The organism is Parathalassolituus penaei (assembly GCF_026626885.1).
In the GTDB taxonomy this organism is placed as follows: domain Bacteria; phylum Pseudomonadota; class Gammaproteobacteria; order Pseudomonadales; family Oceanobacteraceae; genus Oceanobacter; species Oceanobacter penaei.
Map to the genome: position 1 here is coordinate 153,088 of NZ_JAPNOA010000039.1, position 17,616 is coordinate 170,703.

At 58.0% G+C, this 17,616-nt stretch carries 18 protein-coding genes; 8 read left to right on the forward strand and 10 right to left on the reverse strand.

All coding sequences use genetic code 11. The annotated features are described in order from the left end of the window. Positions 1 to 8 precede the first annotated feature (8 nt). From OUO13_RS13650 to OUO13_RS13695, 10 genes are all read right to left on the reverse strand, one after another. Complete coding sequence (locus OUO13_RS13650; protein ID WP_283174453.1) at positions 9 to 1,232, reverse strand: OprD family outer membrane porin; 1,224 nt, start codon at positions 1,230 to 1,232, stop codon at positions 9 to 11. A gap of 400 nt (positions 1,233 to 1,632) precedes the next feature. Next, on the reverse strand, positions 1,633 to 2,127 hold the full coding sequence (locus OUO13_RS13655) for a flavin reductase (RefSeq protein ID WP_283174454.1): 495 nt from the start codon (positions 2,125 to 2,127) through the stop codon (positions 1,633 to 1,635). 23 nt (positions 2,128 to 2,150) lie between these two features. Continuing rightward, complete coding sequence (locus tag OUO13_RS13660) at positions 2,151 to 3,110, reverse strand: PDR/VanB family oxidoreductase (RefSeq protein WP_283174455.1); 960 nt, start codon at positions 3,108 to 3,110, stop codon at positions 2,151 to 2,153. A 148-nt stretch (positions 3,111 to 3,258) separates the two neighbouring features. Then, a complete protein-coding gene (locus OUO13_RS13665) occupies positions 3,259 to 4,023 on the reverse strand; it encodes an SDR family NAD(P)-dependent oxidoreductase (RefSeq protein ID WP_283174456.1) in 765 nt (254 codons plus the stop codon). Positions 4,024 to 4,058: 35 nt separating this feature from the next. Then, positions 4,059 to 4,541, reverse strand: coding sequence for an aromatic-ring-hydroxylating dioxygenase subunit beta (locus OUO13_RS13670; protein WP_283174457.1), 483 nt, complete (start codon positions 4,539 to 4,541; stop codon positions 4,059 to 4,061). Between the two features lie 18 nt (positions 4,542 to 4,559). After that, entirely contained in the window at positions 4,560 to 5,849 is a 1,290-nt protein-coding gene (locus OUO13_RS13675; protein WP_283174458.1) for an aromatic ring-hydroxylating oxygenase subunit alpha, read from the reverse strand. A 69-nt stretch (positions 5,850 to 5,918) separates the two neighbouring features. Further along, the gene (locus tag OUO13_RS13680) at positions 5,919 to 6,431 is read right to left on the reverse strand and encodes a nuclear transport factor 2 family protein (protein WP_283174459.1); all 513 of its coding nucleotides are present in this window, start codon (positions 6,429 to 6,431) and stop codon (positions 5,919 to 5,921) included. Positions 6,432 to 6,444: 13 nt separating this feature from the next. Continuing rightward, on the reverse strand, positions 6,445 to 6,807 hold the full coding sequence (locus OUO13_RS13685; protein ID WP_283174460.1) for an IacB protein: 363 nt from the start codon (positions 6,805 to 6,807) through the stop codon (positions 6,445 to 6,447). Positions 6,808 to 6,833: 26 nt separating this feature from the next. Further along, on the reverse strand, positions 6,834 to 7,976 hold the full coding sequence (locus OUO13_RS13690) for an acyl-CoA dehydrogenase family protein (RefSeq protein ID WP_283174461.1): 1,143 nt from the start codon (positions 7,974 to 7,976) through the stop codon (positions 6,834 to 6,836). Between the two features lie 17 nt (positions 7,977 to 7,993). After that, positions 7,994 to 9,133, reverse strand: a complete 1,140-nt coding sequence (locus OUO13_RS13695) for an amidase (protein ID WP_283174462.1) — start codon at positions 9,131 to 9,133, stop codon at positions 7,994 to 7,996. A 296-nt stretch (positions 9,134 to 9,429) separates the two neighbouring features. On the opposite strand from OUO13_RS13695, the gene OUO13_RS13700 reads away from it, so the two are divergent. The 8 genes from OUO13_RS13700 (at position 9,430) to OUO13_RS13735 (ending at position 17,320) form a co-directional block, all read left to right on the forward strand. Continuing rightward, positions 9,430 to 9,723: a hypothetical protein gene (locus tag OUO13_RS13700; protein ID WP_283174463.1), complete on the forward strand. Its 294-nt coding sequence runs from the start codon at positions 9,430 to 9,432 to the stop codon at positions 9,721 to 9,723. Positions 9,724 to 9,862: 139 nt separating this feature from the next. Continuing rightward, on the forward strand, positions 9,863 to 11,008 hold the full coding sequence (locus OUO13_RS13705) for an ABC transporter substrate-binding protein (protein WP_283174464.1): 1,146 nt from the start codon (positions 9,863 to 9,865) through the stop codon (positions 11,006 to 11,008). A gap of 152 nt (positions 11,009 to 11,160) precedes the next feature. After that, positions 11,161 to 12,198, forward strand: a complete 1,038-nt coding sequence (locus OUO13_RS13710; protein ID WP_283174465.1) for a branched-chain amino acid ABC transporter permease — start codon at positions 11,161 to 11,163, stop codon at positions 12,196 to 12,198. Continuing rightward, positions 12,195 to 13,994, forward strand: coding sequence for a branched-chain amino acid ABC transporter ATP-binding protein/permease (locus tag OUO13_RS13715; RefSeq protein WP_283174466.1), 1,800 nt, complete (start codon positions 12,195 to 12,197; stop codon positions 13,992 to 13,994). Before OUO13_RS13710 ends, OUO13_RS13715 begins: the two co-directional genes overlap by 4 nt. Continuing rightward, complete coding sequence (locus tag OUO13_RS13720) at positions 13,991 to 14,794, forward strand: ABC transporter ATP-binding protein (RefSeq protein ID WP_283174467.1); 804 nt, start codon at positions 13,991 to 13,993, stop codon at positions 14,792 to 14,794. The genes OUO13_RS13715 and OUO13_RS13720 overlap by 4 nt, the downstream gene beginning before the upstream one ends. 20 nt (positions 14,795 to 14,814) lie before the next feature. After that, on the forward strand, positions 14,815 to 15,816 hold the full coding sequence (locus OUO13_RS13725) for a ketopantoate reductase family protein (protein ID WP_283174468.1): 1,002 nt from the start codon (positions 14,815 to 14,817) through the stop codon (positions 15,814 to 15,816). Positions 15,817 to 15,835: 19 nt separating this feature from the next. Then, positions 15,836 to 16,618 carry a class II aldolase/adducin family protein gene (locus OUO13_RS13730; protein ID WP_283174469.1) on the forward strand — a complete coding sequence of 261 codons (783 nt, stop codon included), beginning with the start codon at positions 15,836 to 15,838 and terminating at the stop codon, positions 16,616 to 16,618. 219 nt (positions 16,619 to 16,837) lie between these two features. Continuing rightward, entirely contained in the window at positions 16,838 to 17,320 is a 483-nt protein-coding gene (locus tag OUO13_RS13735) for a MarR family winged helix-turn-helix transcriptional regulator (RefSeq protein WP_283174470.1), read from the forward strand. Positions 17,321 to 17,616 lie beyond the last annotated feature (296 nt).

A 17,616-nucleotide genomic window follows, 5' to 3' on the forward strand; every position in this document is an offset into this window, starting at 1 on the left:
CCGTCAGATCAGAAGTTAACGGTGTAGGTAGTGGTGAAGCGGTATTCGTTGTAGTCCGCAGCGAAGCTCTTGCCGACCCGGATGTTACGCAGGTCGAAGGTCAGGCCCTTGAGGGAGCCTTCCTGCAGGGTGTAGGTCAGGTAGAGGTTCTTTTCAGACTCGGAGGCATTGGTTTCAGTGCCGACGTCAACGTCAGTACCCTTGATGTAACGGGCCAGTACCTTGAAGCCTGGCAGGCTGTCCTTGAAGTCGTAGGCGTAGGTCAGGCCGATAGAACGCTCGTCAGGACGCACAAACGCAACGGAAGACCAGTTCACCAGGTACGGCTGCGGAACATAACCGTTCAGGGTCGGGAAAATGCTGTCGCCGTTCATCTTCTGGTAGCTCAGCGCCACCATGTGACCACCGGTCATCAGCGCGGATTTCACGCCAAAGGCACGGTTGTCGATGTCGCCATAGAACGCATCACCGTCTTCTTCGTTCTTGAAGTAACGCACGTCGGTGGCAGAACCGACGTTACCCAGCTTGGTTTTGTAGGTGAAACCCAGGTACTGCTGCTTGTAGATGTCGTTGAGGATACCGATGAAGTAGCTGCCCTGCAGACCCGGAGTGAAGTCGTAAGTGGCACCGGCAAAGTCCAGACCGTCGCTGCGCAGGGAACCGTTGGTGCCCCACAGATAGAAGTCTTCCTTGTCGGATGACTGACGGGTAACAGCCTGCCAGAAACGACCAGCGGTCAGGTTCAGCTTGTCGACTTCCCTGGACTCAATCACCGCACCTTCGTAAATGGTGTCCAGCTGACGGCTGGTATCGTCAAAGGCAATCGGCAGGTGTGGACGGAAATCACCCACTTTCAGTTCGGTCTTGGAGTATTTGAACTTGGCAGTCACACCGGCGCGGCTGTAGGTATCCGCTGTGTCCTGGTCGGCTGTGTTGTATGGCAGGGAACCATCGTTACCTTCACCATCCAGCTTGGCAGCAAACTGGCCGGACGCATCCAGGCCCACAGCGATCGGGGTGCTGGTGTAACCGGAGGTGTATTGTAGGTCAAAACCCTGGGACCAGCTGCCAACAGCGTCGGTGCTGCCGGAATAGGTGCGATCCAGGTAAAAGTTACGCAGGTCCAGCTTCAGGCTGCTGTCGGCCACAAAATCGGCATGGGCGGCCATTGGCAACAGGGTGGTCAGTGCGGAGACCAGAATGCCGGTTTTACGTGCGTGATTTTTCATCATCGGGTTTTCCTTCTTGGGTGCGGTGAGTACCAGTTTTTTGGTTGCTTATGGCCCGGACTCCTGGCAGGAGCCCTGCTGTGGGCCTTTGTATCCCGCAGGTCAGGTCGTCTCTCCCACAACCTGGCTGCTCTCTCTGGCGTGGCAGTCCGCTTGCCACACAACTCTCTTCACCGACCACTGGCTGGGTGGTCGGTTGTGCTCAGCCCGCCATGGCCCGACGGATTCCGCTGCCAGCGCTGGCGAGGCGATGGCAAATGCGGTGTCGGGGCCGCGGCTGGTTTTTCCATACCGTGCGTTAAACGCACGGGTCGTCCGGATGCTTTTTCACTTCACGTCACTTCGCGTCACGTCACCCGACCAGGCGGTCAGGCGAATGCGGTTGTTATCGCGCAGCGCCTGCTCAGTTCACCGTGCTGGTACCTAACTGGTGATAGGCACGGTTGAAATACACCAGACCGGCCTGGGCACCACTGGTACGAATGGCTTCGATACGGCAGTAAAAAACCGTGTGGGAACCAATGTCGTGGCACTCATGGATACGGCAGTCGAAATTCACCACGGCTTCAGTCAGGGCCGGTGCACCGGTTGCCAGGGTGACCCATTCGTGGCTGGCAAAACGCTGGTCGCTGGTGAGGTTGCGGTTGGCAAAATCGCCGGACAATTGCTCGTGGCCGGCCGCCAGCACGTTCACACACACCACACCGTTTTTGACGAAATGCTGGTGGGCATAGGAGTTACGGTTCATACACACCAGCAGCGTTGGTGGCTCGTCGGTCACACTGCTGACGGCGGTGGCGGTAAAACCGAAACGACCGGCTTCGCCATCGGTGGTGATGATGGAAACAGCACCGCCCAGCAGCGCCATACCATTACGAAATTCCTGAATATCAACCATGGGGTAATCCTCGGGTCGCGGGCTCAGATATCGAGCACCAGGCGTGGTGTACGGGAACGGGAACAACAGAGCAGGATCTGGTCGTTGTCTTCTTTTTCGTCGTCGGTCAGGAACTGGTCGCGGTGCTCGGGTTCACCTTCCAGCACGTCACACAGGCAGGTGCCACAGATGCCCTGTTCACACGACATACGGACCTTGATGCCCACTTCAGCGAGGGCTTCAACGATGGTCTGGTCGGCGCCAACCTGAACGGTTTTACCGCTGCGTTTGGCAACCACTTCAAAGGCTTCACCACCGGTTTCCACTTCCACCTGGAAGAATTCCTTGTGGATGCGGTTGTCGCTGAAGCCCTTGCTGGCGGCGGTGTTCATCACCCATTCCATAAAACCGGACGGGCCACAGGTGTACATGTGAGTGGAGCCATCAGCGCCTTCGAACACCTGATCGAGATTCACACCCTTGCCATCGTGTTCATCGTCAAAGTGGAAGTGCACATGCTCGGCAAAGACGCTGGCCTTGAGGTCATCCACAAAGGCGCAGGTCGCGCGGGAACGGCCGCAGTACCAGAGATCAAATGCTTTGCCAGCGGCCTGCAGGGCGTAGGCCATGGCGATCATCGGGGTGATACCGATACCACCACCAATCAGCACCGAACGACCAGCATCGGCGTCCAGCGGGAACAGGTTGCGCGGCGCGCTGATGGTGAGTTCGGTGCCTTCATGCAGGCTTTCGTGAACGGCAATTGAACCGCCACGGGATTTCGGATCTTTCAGAATGCCAACGCGGTAAGCGCTGACATCGGCCGGATTGCTGCACAGGGAGTACTGGCGAATCATGCCCTCGCCCAGATGCAGATCGATGTGGGCACCGGCTTCAAATACTGGCAACGCCTGGCCATTCGGGTCGACCAGTTCGAGCACTACCACACCTTCGGCTTGCAAATCGCGGCGGCGCACAACAACGGTTAACAGTTCTTCGGACATAACTTGCTCCTCCCGGTCGGTCTCCGGGCATTTTTTCTGCGTGAATCTTCTTGAGTCTGGTGACGGGTGTCAGGGGTCTGGAGCTATGGGTCGGCCAGCATCAGGATGCTCCCGACGCCCGACTCCGGACGCCCGACGCGGCTTGCCGCTAGCGCATAAACAACCCGCCGTTGACATCCCATGTAGTACCGGTGGTAAAGCGCGCTTGCGGGCTGGCCAGTTGCACCACCATGTCGCCGATAAAGTTGGCGTCGCCGAGCTCGCCGACCGGGATCGCAGCCAGCAAACCTGGCAGGCGTTCGGCGGGTACGAGGGCTTTTACCATCGGCGAGTCAATCGGGCCGGGGGCGACGGCATTCACCGTGACACCCTTGCTGGCGAGTTCCTTGGCGAACACCTTGGTGAGGGTCAGGATGCCGCCCTTGGAAGCTGCGTAGTGGGCACCGGTGCTGGTGCCACCGTTCTGACCGGCCAGAGAGGCCATGTTGATAATGCGGCCGTAACCCTGTTCGGCCATGTAGCTGCCCATCACCTGACAACCGGCAAAGGTGCCGCCGAGGTTGATGTTCACTACTTCGTTGAATTCGTCGAGGCCAATGGCCATCACCGGCGTGGCACGGGTTACCGCGGCGTTGTTGACCAGAACCTGGAGGCTGCCGAACCGTTCGGTGACGGCGGCCAGTGCCTGTTCAAAATCAGCCCTTGAAGCAACGTTCAGGGCCACCGCCATGACGGTTTCGCCACTCGGGTCCAGCTCACGGGCCGCCAGGGCAGCGGCTTCGACATTGATGTCGCTGACCGCTACCCGGTAACCGGCGGCGTGCAGACGGCTGGCAATATGAAAACCCAGCCCCTGGGCTGCACCGGTCACCAGCGCGACCTGTGCTTGTGTTTGAGTGGTGATGTCAGTCATGGCGGTACTCCTCGAATCAGGCGATCAAACGGTTATCAGAAAATGAAGCTGACAGTGCGCAGGAAGCCGTCGGCGTGCAGCAGCTTCACAACTTTCTGTTCAATCTTGAAACCGCCATCCACAGGCTTCAGGTGAAACTCGACGTTGGCCGGGTAAGTCACCAGTTTGCCGTGACGCAGTTCGTTCAGGGTCTGGGCGCAACGGGCAATCACCAGTTGGTCGCCGCCTTCCAGAATGCGTACGCGAGACATCATACGAACGGTCGAACCAACCGAGTTGGCGGATACCGATTCACCGTTTTCCAGACGGGCGATACGCATACGGCGCATATCGGCATCGTCCAGAGCCAGGTTCAGGGTGTTCAGGTAATCGGTCTCGTTGAGATCGGTTGGCACAATGTACAGGCCGCTGTCGGTCCACAGGTTCAGCCACTCCTGGTAGCTTTTGTGGTCGAGCAGATCGGCTTCGTAACTCAGGAATTCAGTGACCTGGGCCAGCAGCTGGGTATTGGATTTCATGTGGTTTGTCTCCCTGGATTACTCGGAACGGCCAGCAGCCATCACTTTCTTGTACTGGCGATAAGCGCCGCGCATACCGGTTTCGGAACACACTGCACCCTGTGGATTGCCATCAACGGAGGTGCGCAGTTTGCCCTGACCACGGTTCACCAGAATCCAGCCGTCGTTACCGGCCATGGCACCTTTCTGAACACGTTCCCAGGCTTCACCGTCGTCCGGAGTACCAAAGCCCATCGGGCCCTGGAAGTGTTCGTGCAGACGCATACGTTTCTGGTTAAACGCCACCGGTGCACCTTCACCGCCCAGTGCTACGTGCTGGATTTCGGTCTCACCAACGGATACCGGGCGCAGCACACGGAAGAACGCCATGGAGCAGGACACGTTCGGGAACAGGTTGAGGTTGAAGCCGGTACCGTGGGCTGCACGCACCAGTTTCTTCACTTCGTCTTCAGACTTGCCTTCGTTACGCAGCGCCTGGGCCAGCTCGTTAAAACGCTCAGGGATTGGCTGGTCGAGGTCAGCTTCGAGATCCACCAGTTCCGGGATCATCACCATCACGCTGTGACCGTTGCCGAGGTCTTCCACAAAACCTTCACCGTCGAGGAAGTCGAAGATGTCGGCGGTGGCTTCGTCCAGCGAGCTCACGAATGACTTGTGCACAATCGGGAAGTGGTAAGCGTCAGTGGTGTTTTCCAGCTGGATCTTCCAGTTGCCCGGGAAGTTGAAGCGGTGTTCGCCCAGCACTTTCACCGGATAACCGCCGCCCTGTTTCATAAACAGGTCGATCCACTTCCTGGCGCCACCGAGGAATTCTTCCAGCGGCATGATGTTCGGGTTGAAGGTGGCGAAAACCATGCCCTGGTAGGATTCCCAACGCAGGGATTCCAGTGGCATTTCTTCCTTGTTGAACACACCTTCGTATTCTTCCGGTTTTGGCAACGCACGCAGGGAGCCATCCAGACCGTACCCCCAGCCGTGGTATGGGCAGGTGAACGCCTTGGTTTTGCCCTTGCGGCCTTCACAGACGGTGGCACCACGGTGACGGCAGCGGTTCTGCAGCACGTGCACGTTCATCTTGCGGTCACGGCTCATGATCACTGGCTGGCGACCGATAAACGCGGTCTTGAAGCTGCCCGCTTCCGGCACTTCACTTTCGTGGCCGATAAACACCCAGTTGTTGTTGAACACCTGGTCCAGTTCGGCTTCGAAGATTTCCGGATCAGAGTACAGAGCCTTGTTAACGCGGCCTTCTTCCACCATGGCAGCAGCGCGCTGGCAGGTGCTATCAGAGGTAATCAGTTCACTCATTTTGGTTCTCTCATGTCGGTTGTGGTGAACCCCCACTAACGGGTGTTCGCCAAAATTCATGGTTGCAATTTAACGGGCCGGTACCGGCAGACTGTCGTCGCTGTTCCAGTGGCTCACGGGCCGACTGAAGCGGTTTTCGGTGCAGAAGTGGCTGATCCGCCAAATACCGTTCTGCTGCTCGAAATCCACACTCAGGCGCGCACTGTTGAGATGTGAACCACCACGGCTGAAGCTCGACACCTGCAGCATGTTCCAGCTGCCATGGGCCTTGCCGCCTTCCACCACAATCACTTCCGAGGTCAGGTAGTGGACGTTGAGAGCGAAGTGCGCAGGTTCCACGCAGTACTTCGCCAGCATCGCCACAATTGCCTCGCGGCCTTCGTAACCACCAAAGGTGGCGGCGTAACGGGCGCCTTTGCCCTGCCAGCGCGCGCCTTCGGTGAACAGGTTGCCCAGTTCATCCAGCGGGGTGCTGGCATCCAGGTGGTCACACAGGTCCATGTAGCGATTGATACAGACGCGGATGGCCTGTTCGCTTTCGAGGGCCTGCAGGCGTGATCGCAGTTGTTCGAGTTCAGTCATTGCCGTTTCCTGCTTACTGACGCTGGATGATCAGTTCACGACCAACACGCGCTTCCACCTTGGCGTAACGCCACAGCTTGTACGGGGTGTCGCCGACGGCCGTGGTACGGAACAGGTTGCAAGCGGCATGGACGGTTTCGATGTTTGGTACGTCAGCCAGCAGGTAGGTAGTCCACGGGAAACCGTCGGACGGGCCAACCATGCTCTGGTCGTCGTCCATGTTGCCCAGCACACTCACACCTTCGAGGTCGTGAATACCGTTCCACATGGCGCTGAACGCAGCCCAGACCTGCAGTTGTTCATCACGTGGCGCATCAAAGAAGTTCTGGTTGATGCCCATACAGAACAGGACGCGCAGGGGTTTCTTGTCAGTCATGCTGTTGTCTCCGTTATTCACAACGATTAGAGGTAACCCGGCAGCGGGTCATGGCCGAAGAACATCGCACCAGCATTCATGAGGGTGACGCGGCCCATAAAGGCGTGCTGGGTCACCATGCGCGAGTCGCGCAGAATGCGGTTCAGCGGGTGACGGGCGTAGGCGCCGGTCATACCGGTTACTTCGTAGGTCATGCGTACCGCTTCGGCACATTCGTGAGCCAGGTGAGTGGTGGCCAGACGGATCAGGTTGGTCTGTTCCTTGGTTGGCTTGCCACCCGCCTTGATGGCGTTCCAGGCCTCTTCCGTTGCCTGGTAGAAGAACGCGCGGGAGGCGCGCAGCTTGGCTTCGGCCTGGGCAATTTCGATACGCACGTATTCACGCTCACCCAGATTCGGGGCACCGGTTACGGAGCTGCGACCTGCGGCTTCCGCCTGCACAACATCCAGTGCTTCACGGGCCAGACCAGCGGAGGTAATCGCCAGTACCTGGGCAGCAAACGCCAGTGACGGGTAACGGAAGAAATCGGATTCCAGGTTCGGCTTGCCACCGCGGACGAAGGTCCACTCTTCTGGAACAAACTGGTCTTCCACCACCAGATCGTGAGAACCGGTGCCGACCATACCGATCACATCCCAGTCTTTTTCGATCTTGACCTTGTCGGCCGGGAACACCGCCATACGTGGCAGCGGCTCGTTTTCTTCCTTGATGCCAACGCCGATCAGCGCCGCACCCATACAGCCACTACCCCATTTCCAGCGCCCGGAAACCCGGTAACCGCCGTCAACCTTGATGGCTTTTTGGGGTGGGAAAATACCGCCCGCGAACACCACATCCGGGCCAGAGGACCAGACTTTGTCGATGGTCTCGACCGGCAGTGCGGCCAGGTAGGCCGGGTTCATACCAAAGCTGGCAACCCAGCCGGCAGAGCCGTCGGCCGCAGCCATGGTTTCCACCATTTGCAGAAATTCCATCGGCGAACGTTCATCACCACCCATGGCTTTTGGCACCATGGCGCGGTAAACGCCGATCTGTTTGAAACGCTCAACGATGTCGTGGGAGATGTACTGCTGTTTTTCAAACTCCTGACGACGTTGGCGCACATCGGCGAGCAGGGCGTCAAAGGTTTCCCCGCCCCAGAGGGATTTATCAATCTGGTAACCAGGCATTTCGCGGTAATCTCCTGTTAGTGTTCGGTAGTGACTGCGGCGCAGCGGCTGGCAATGGCACTGGCCACCGCACACAACCACTCGTCGGCGCCCCTGGATGCCACCAGTTGCAACCCCACTGGTAATCCGGCGGACGTCAGCAATGGCAGGCTGATGGCCGGATGACCACTGAGGTTGAACGGGCGTACCAGCCGGGTCATTCCCAGCAGGGCACGGGTATCCAGCGCATCCGCCAGCCGGGGTGGAACCTCCGGCAGGGTTGGCAACGCCAGAATCGGGGTTTTGGCCAGCGCAGCATCCACTTCCGCTGCAAAGGCCAGACGCACGGCTTCCGCCGCCGCCAGTTCGTCATCGGTGGTGGTACTGGCCATCAGCAAACGCTGGGCAACGTCTTCCCCCACCAGCCCACTGGCCACCAGGTGGCCGCAGGCATTCCAGGTTTCGCGGTTGATGATGGTCATACCAGCGCGATACGCCGCGGCCATCCCCGGCAGCTCAACCGGCTCCAGCAACACACCGGAGCGCAGCAACGCGCTATCCACCGCATCCAGCACATCGTTGGCGGCTTCTACAGCCACGACGCCGATGTGCAGGCCAGCCAGCAGGTTGTTTTCGCTAACTGGTTGAAAATCTTCACAAATAGCTTTCATTACAGCGGTCAGGGTGGCCATGTCGCGGGCCAGCGGGCCAACACAATCAAGGCTGCTGACAGCGGGCATCACACCCTCACGACTGACCCGGCCAAAGGTCGGTTTGAAGCCGTACACACCACAGCAAGCGGCCGGTGTACGGATCGAGCCACCGGTGTCGGTACCCAGTGCGGCATCACACACAGCGGCGGCAACGGCCGCTGCGGAACCACTGGAAGAACCACCCGGTACAAACTCCGGAAATTTCGGGTTGATCACGGTGCCGGTGCGCAGGTTGATTCCGGTAGTACCAAACGCCAGCTCGTGGAGATTGGTTTTGCCAGTAATCTGCCATCCGTTAGAGAGGAGCTTCTGCACCACATCAGCATGGGCGACAGCGGCTTCAGCGGAAGCCAGTGCCAGGCTGCCTGCACGGGTCGGGTAACCAGCGATATCGAGGGTGTCCTTGATCATCACGGTCGGGCCACCGGCTGTTCCCAGCTGCAGTTGTTCAACCACCATCGCCATGTTTGCTGTCCTCTCTGTCATCACCGGTTATCTATCCGGTAGCGACCGTTATCGTTTCGTCAGCGGCTCCCCGCTGCGTTTTTTAAAAATCGTAAATTTCACTTTCCAAGTCAATTATTTTTTGAAACTTTTTTGCGCCCATTTTTAAGGCGCGTTTTTGGTTTTTGCACAGCTTTTGTGCATTTTTAACCATCGTTAAAAACACATACGCTCACCATTAAAATCACCATAACTAGTTGTTTCTAATAGCATTTATTTGATTTACGCACCATAAATATCATTTTTGGAAACAACCAATGGCAAAATTGCAGCGTGTCGAGAGTCCCGTTTTAACACTTTACAATTCAACCAATTTGCAAATATTTTTACGTCACTTTTTGAGTAAAAAACTCAGCAGAAAAACAATAAAAAACGGAGTAACCATGACCCACGATGACCATCACAAATCCACGTCCGGCGCGGCTTTGCAGGGACTTTCCAGAACCGGGAAGAAACCCCTGCCCAATTCCGTCACGCGCCAATTCAGAAACGACAAAACGATTTTTCAGGGGCCGCCTCAGGCTGGTGCAGCCATCGGGCTGGCACGCTAACTGCTATCGGCTTTGAGACGAGGCCCGTTTCCGAGCCGGACTATCTGACAGCTGTACAGCCCATAACGGGGCGTACAAACCAATCGGCACACCGTTGTACCTGTCGTCCTCGGTTGCCACGCTCACACAGGAGAACCACATGCCGTCGAAGAAGATGCTTTCTGCACTGATCCTGGCGTCCGCCATGGCTGCACCTCTGGCCAGCGCTGACATCAAGGTGGGAGTTGTTACGTCCAGCACAGGGCCAATCGCCCTCGTGGGTATTCCCCAGAAGAACACTGTAGCTCTGCTGCCAGACCGCATGGGTGGAGAGAAGGTCACCTACATTTCCCTCGACGACGGCAGTGATCCAACTGCTACCGTCAAGGCGTTCAAGAAGCTGATCGATGAAGAACACGTCGACGCCATCATTGGCCCAAGTGGTTCCGGTAACGCCATGGGCGTGATCCAGTTTGCTGCCGAATCAGGCACACCCATGCTGGCGCCGGTAGGCACCGCCGCTGTGGTGCTGCCAATGACGGAAGAGAAGAAGTGGGTATTCAAGACTACCCAGAACGACGACCTGATCGCCGCTGCTCTGGTCGACCAGATGAAAGCAACCGGTATCAAGACCATCGGCCTGATCGGCACCGCTGACCCTTACGGTGAAAACTGGTCCAAGGTAATGACTGAACTGACCGCCAAGGCCGGTATCAGCATTGTTGCCAACGAACACTTCCAGCGTCAGGACACCTCTATCACCGGTCAGAGCTTGAAAGTGCTGATGGCCAGCCCGGATGCCGTGCTGATTGCCGCACCAGGCAGCTCCTCGGTCATGCCGCAGACCACCCTGAAAGAACAGGGTTATCAGGGCAAGATTTACCAGACTCACGGTGCCGCTCTGGACCCGTTCCTGCGTCTGGGTGGCAAAGCGGTTGAAGGCACCATTCTGGCCGCCAGCCTGATGCTGGTTCTGGATGAAGTACCGGACAGCCCATCCAAAACCATCGCCACCCAATACGTAAACGACTACAGCAAGATCTTCGGTTCTGCCCCGGCCACCTTCGGCGGCAACGTCTATGACGCCGGTCTGCTGCTGAAAAACGCCGTTCCGACTGCACTGGAAAAAGGCAAGCCTGGTACTCCGGAATTCCGCGCCGCGCTGCGTGAAGCACTGGAAAACACCCACGAACTGGCGGCAACCCAGGGCGTTTACAACCTGACCCCGGCTGACCACAGCGGCTTTGACGAACGTGGTCGTGAACTGATCACCGTTAAGGGCGGCAAGTGGGCCCTGCTCGATTAAGCCAGACGCAATACCCGCAACACCGCCAGACCCGAAGTAACCCGGCCCGGGGGAATTCCCCCGGAGCCAACAGACTACATATATAGAAAGACGAACCAGCCCGACCAACAGAAGTTGTGGCGGATTCGTCGGAAATTTAGGACTCAGACGTAATGAATCTCCAAATTGCCCTCCTGCTCGGCCAGGACGGCATCACCAACGGGGCCATCTATGCCCTGCTGGCGTTGTCGATACTGCTGGTGTTTACCGTCACCCGCATCCTGCTGATTCCGCTGGGCGAGTTTGTCACATTTGGTGCGCTGACCATGGCCACCATCCAGTCTGGCAAACCCGTCCTGTTCGTTTGGCTGCTGCTGGCACTGACACTGGTGGATGCAGCGCTCGATATTCGCCAGCAGGTTGGTCAACGTTTTGATATGGCCCGCCTGCGGATGACCGCCATCAAGATTGGTTATGCCGTACTGATGGTGGTGATCGCGAACACCGTACCCCTGGCTGACATCCCGATGGCGTTCCAGGCCTTGCTGACCCTGTGTCTGCTGGTGCCGCTGGGGCCACTGATGTACCGCCTGTTCTTCCAGCCATTGGCCGATGCCCATTCGCTGGTACTGCTGATTGTGTCGATTGCCGTGCACGTGGCGATGGTCGGTGTTGGCCTGCTGCTGTTCGGACCGGAAGGTGCCCGCACCCTGCCGTTCTCCGACACCGGTTTGCACCTTGGCCCGGTGATGCTGAAAAGCCAGACCATCTGGGTGATCCTGGTATCGGTGCTGTTGATCGTGACCCTGTTTGTTACCTTCGAACGCACACTCTATGGCAAGGCACTGCGTGCGACTGCCGTCAACCGTGTGGGTGCTCGTCTGCTGGGTATCTCGCCGGTGTTTGCCGGTAAAGCGACCTTTGCACTGGCCGCCCTGATCGGTGTGTCGTCCGGCATCCTGATCGCACCCATCACCACGCTGTACTTCGACTCCGGTTTTATCATCAGCCTCAAAGGGTTTGTCGGCGCCATTATCGGTGGCCTGATCAGTTACCCGGTGGCCGCCGTTGGTGCCGTTGCCGTTGGCCTGATCGAAGCCTTTTCCATGTTCTGGGCCAGTACCTACAAGGAAATCATCGTGTTTACCCTGATTATCCCGTTCCTGCTCTGGCGCTCCATGACCAGCCACCACGTGGAGGATGACGAATGAAATCCCGTTACCTGCCTGTTATTGCCCTGTTATTGCTGGTACTGGCACCGCTGGTGTTGCCAACTTTCCAGATCACGTTGCTGAACTACATTGGCCTCTACACCCTGGTGGTGCTGGGTCTGGTGTTGCTGACCGGCGTCGGTGGCATGACCAGTTTTGGTCAGGCCGCGTTTGTAGGGCTGGGTGCTTATACCAGCGCCTATCTGACCACTACCGCACAACTGCCGGAATGGCTGCAGTGGGCCGCCGGTTCACCCTGGCTGGCGCTGCTGATTGGTCTGGTACTGACCGCCGTGGTGGCACTGTTGCTGGGTGCCATGACCCTGCGTCTGTCTGGCCACTACCTGCCACTGGGCACCATTGCCTGGGGTATCTCTCTTTATTATGTGTTCGGCACCCTGACCAGTCTGGGTGGCCATACCGGCGTCAGTGGCCTGCCATCGGTTGAGCTGTTTGGTATCGTGCTCGATAAGGGCGAAAAAATGTTCTATCTGATCTGGGCAATTCTGGTGGTGGCCATTGTGATCACCCGCAACCTGCTCAACAGCCGTGAAGGCCGTGCCATTCGTGCCCTCAAGGGTGGCCAGCTGATGGCCGAAGCCATGGGTGTGAACACCTTCCGCTCGAAACTGGTGATCTTCCTGATCTCTGCCCTGTTTGCCTCACTGTCCGGCTGGCTCTACGCCCATACCCAACGTTTTGTTAACCCGACTCCATTTGGCCTGTCGATGGGTATCGACTACCTGTTTATGGCGCTGATTGGTGGTGTGGCGACTGTCTGGGGCGCGCTGCTGGGTGCCGGTATCCTCACTATGCTGAAACAGTGGCTGCAAGACCTGCTGCCGATCCTGTTTGGCAGTGATGGCCAGTACGAAACCATCGTGTTTGGTCTGCTGATTGTACTGATGATGCAAAAAGCACCGGGTGGCCTGTTCCCGATGCTGAGCAGTCTGGTGCCTGCCCGTTTCCGTCAACGTAAGGAAATCAGCATCAACAGCAACGCCGAGAGCCTGCCACGCCGTGAACTGCCGAAGTCTGGCCAGCTGATTCTGGAAGCCTGCGAAGTGACCCGCCGTTTTGGTGGTCTGGTGGCCAACAACAACATGAGCCTGCAGGTACATGCCGGTGAAATTGTGGCGCTGATCGGCCCGAACGGTGCCGGCAAAAGCACCATGTTCAACCAGCTGTCGGCGGTGGATACCCCATCCGATGGTGAAGTGAAATTCCTCGGTCAGAGCCTGAAAGGCAAAACCTCTCGCGAGGTCGCCAGCATGGGCATGAGCCGTACCTTCCAGCACGTCAAACTGCTGCCAACCATGTCGGTTCTGGAAAACGTCGCCATTGGTGCCCACCTGCGTGGCAACAAGGGGGTTCTGAGTTCGGCCCTGCACATGGAACGCGAAGAAGAACAGCGTCTGTTAAAAGAAGCCGCTTACCAGCTGGAACGTGTTGGTCTGGGTGAATACCTGCATGAAGAAGCCGGTAGCCTGGCCCTTGGTCAACAGCGGATTCTGGAAATTGCCCGCGCCCTGTGTTCCGACCCATGCCTGCTGCTGCTCGACGAACCGGCCGCTGGTCTGCGTTATCTGGAAAAGCAGGCGCTGGGTGACCTGCTGCGCAAACTGCGCTCTGAAGGGATGGCCATTCTGCTGGTCGAACACGACATGGACTTTGTGATGGGCCTGGTGGATCGCATTGTGGTAATGGAATTCGGTGAAAAAATTGCCGAAGGCCTGCCGGTCGAAATCCAGACCAACCCGCGTGTACTCGAAGCTTATCTGGGAGGTGCCGAATGAATATGTCCAACACAGCCAGCATTCATGAGGAGCCTGTTGCCATGACAGCCAGCGCCGCCCCCCTGCTCGATGTCAAAGGTCTGCGCGTGGCCTACGGCAAGGTTGAAGCCCTGACCGGCGTTGACCTGCAAGTCCGAGAAGGCCAGATCGTGACCGTAATTGGCCCTAACGGTGCGGGTAAAACCACCCTGCTGTCGGCCATCATGGGGCTGTTGCCATCCCGTGGTGACATCCACTTTGACGACATTCATTACATCAGCCCGGAGGTCGAGATTCTGGTCGGTCGCGGCCTTGGTCTGGTGCCGGAAAAACGCGAGCTGTTTTCTACCATGACCGTAGAAGACAACCTGCTGCTGGGAGCTTTCCAGCGTTATCGCCGTGGTGATGATTCCTTTGAAATCACCCTGGCGGAAATCTACAGCCTGTTCCCACGCCTGTGGGAACGTCGCCACCAGCAGGCCGGAACCCTGTCCGGTGGCGAGCGCCAGATGCTGGCTATTGGTCGCGCCATGATGGGGAAACCCAAACTGCTGATGCTGGATGAACCCAGCCTTGGTCTGGCGCCCCTGATCACCCGTGAGATTTTCCGCATCTTCGCGGATCTGCGCCGTCAAGGCGTAGCGATCCTGCTGGTTGAACAGAATGCCCGCGCGGCGCTGAAGGTTGCCGACTATGCCTATGTGCTGGAAGGCGGCCAGTTTGCGATGCACGGACCGGCGGCCGATCTGGCCAACGACTCCCGTGTGATTGATGCCTACCTGGGTCTGGCCAGCAAGCATCAGGAGCTGCTCAGCAGCTGAGTATTTGTGGAATTTTGCCTATGAAGATCAACCAAATCTGTATTGCCGGTGCCGGTGCCATTGGTGGCACGCTGGCTGCCCGTCTGGCCACCAGCGGCCAGCGAGTCAACGTTCTGGCCCGTGGCCGCACGCTGGCAGCCCTGCGTGAAGAGGGGATTACCCTCGATGACCTCGAAGGTCGTCACCACGCCATGGTCAACGCCTCCGACAAGGCAGAAGAACTGGGACCACAGGACCTGATTCTGGTCTGCACCAAAGCGCCAGCACTGGCGACCATGTTGCGCCAGATCCAGCCGCTGCTGCACGAGCAGACCATTGTGATCCCGGTGGTGAACGGTATGCCCTGGTGGTACTTCCAGGGTATCGAAGGGCGTTTTGCCGGTGAACGTATTGTCGCCGCCGACCCGGATGGTGAACTGGCACGCCTGCTGCCCGCCCACCATCTGATTGGTGCCGTGGTGTTTATCACCGCCAGCCGCGAAGGCCCGGCACATGTTCGCTCTGGCAACCCGCATCTGATGATCATGGGCGAAATCAACCACCAGCTCAGTGAGCGCCTGGAAGCGGTGCGCGAGCTGATTGCCAACGCCGGTATCGAAGCGCGCGCCACCGACAATATTCGTGACCAGCTGTGGACCAAGATTATTGCCAACCTGACCTCCAACCCGCTGTCGGTGGTCACCGGAGCAACACTCGAACAGCTGTACAGTCACCCCGATCTGAGCCCACTGGTGCGGCAGATGCTGGATGAAATCCTGCAGACCGCCGCCGCCTACGGCGCCCGTATCCGTTTTGATCCACAGACCATTATGGAAATGGGCACCGGCATGGGGGCCGTACGTACCTCCATGCTGCAAGACTACGACAATCACCAACCGCTGGAACTGGCGACCATTGGTGATGCCGTGGTCGAACTGGCCAGCCGCGCCGGTTTCGCAATGCCAATAACACGCCATGTACTGGCACTGGCCCGTTTCCTGGCCAGCCAGCGTGCCACCAACAACACTCTGAACAACCATTGAACTGAACACGGAGAGACTCATGAACCAAATGACCAGCCGCGCCGATACCGTCATCAGCCGCCCGGATCACATCAGCGAGGATGAATGGGCACTGCGAGTAAAACTGGCCCACTGTTATCACCTGGTGGACTACTTTGGTTGGACCGAAACCATCTTCAACCACATTTCAGCCCGTCTGATGGATCAGGCCGACTGCTACCTGGTGAACCCGTTTGGCCTCAACTACACCGAAATCACCCCGGCCAACCTGATCAAGGTCGATGTCAACGGCAAGAAGCTGTGTGACTCCCCATACGACGGCAACCCAGCCGGTTTTGCCCTGCACGGTGCCATTCACGCCGCCCGTGAAGACGTGCACTGTGTGATTCACACCCACACCAACGCTGTTTCCGCCGTGGCCGCCAAACCGAACGGTTTTGCCATGAACAACTTCTACGCTGCCCAGCTGTATGGCCGTGTTGGTTACCACGCGTTTGAAGGCATCACCCTGTTCCAGGAAGAAAAAGGCCGCATGCTGGAAAGCCTCGGCGACAAACACATTCTGGTACTGCGTAACCACGGTATCGCCGTGGGTGAAATGGATGTGGAACGTACCTTCTTCCTGCTGTGGACCGTGCAGCGCGCTGCCGAGATCCAGGTAGCCGCCGGTTCCATCGGTGGTGAAGACGTGATTCTGGAAGATGCCATTGGTGAGAAATGCGCCGGGCTGACCCAGATGCTGATCAAGGACAGCGGTTTTGCGGTGAAATTCTTCGACGCCATGGTGCGCAAGATGGAAGCCGACCGCGGCCCATGCTGGTAAGCCAGCACCGGATCAACACAGCGCCTGATCAGCGCGGTGTCTGATGCCGATTGAAGTAGTTTGATGATGCAGAAATACTCCCCGATTTCTGCCCAGAGCAGGCCGGACTCCCCCCGGCCTGCGGCCCGTTTCCCCCCCGCTGTGCACGCCTTTGAACGCGTTGACGTTTGATGTAAAGGTTTTGTACAGTTATTGCTCATTACAGGGCCATGCCGACCGATGACTAAAAGTACCCGCACCACCCGCGCCCAGCGCTACAACCCGGCCAGTGACGAATACCACAAGGAAGACTTTCCCTTTTACTGGCTAGCCATGGTGAATGGCCGCTACAGCCGGGCGATGGAAAAGACCCTCAAGAAAGTGAATCTGGACGTTCCCCGCTGGCGAATCCTGATCATCCTCAAGGATGAAGGCCCTTCCAGTATTTCGGCCATTGCCACCCACGCCATTGCCAAACTGCCCACCGTCACCAAAACCGTCTATCGCATGAAAGCCGATGGTCTGGTCGACACCTGTGTGCGCAGCGACGATGGCCGCGTTACCGATGTCAGCATTACCGAAGCCGGTCTTGCCACCATCCGTAATATCCACGACACCACCGAAGAGTTATTCCGCCAGAGCTTCAAGGGTCTCACCCCCGTGCAACTGACCCGCCTGAACAAACTGCTGGAAACCATTTATCACAACCTGCCGGAACACTGACGGGCGTCGGGCGTCGGGCGTCGGGCGTCGGGCGTCGGGCGAACAGCATTCATCAACACAGCAAATAATCGCCACGCCATCGCGGCCAACGGCGCGCTCCTGCATAAAAACGCAGTTTCACCCAGCGCAGCTGGCTGCTCAATGCCCATCTGGGCGAGCCGGAATTCAGCGCAACGGCCGACCCGGCCGGGGCATGGATGCCCCGCCAGACCCGTTGGCACAGGGACGTGCCATCGGGTCGGGGTCGAACCGCCGTTGTCGGTGAAAACCGGGTAAACGAGCCCAGCAGGGCAAAA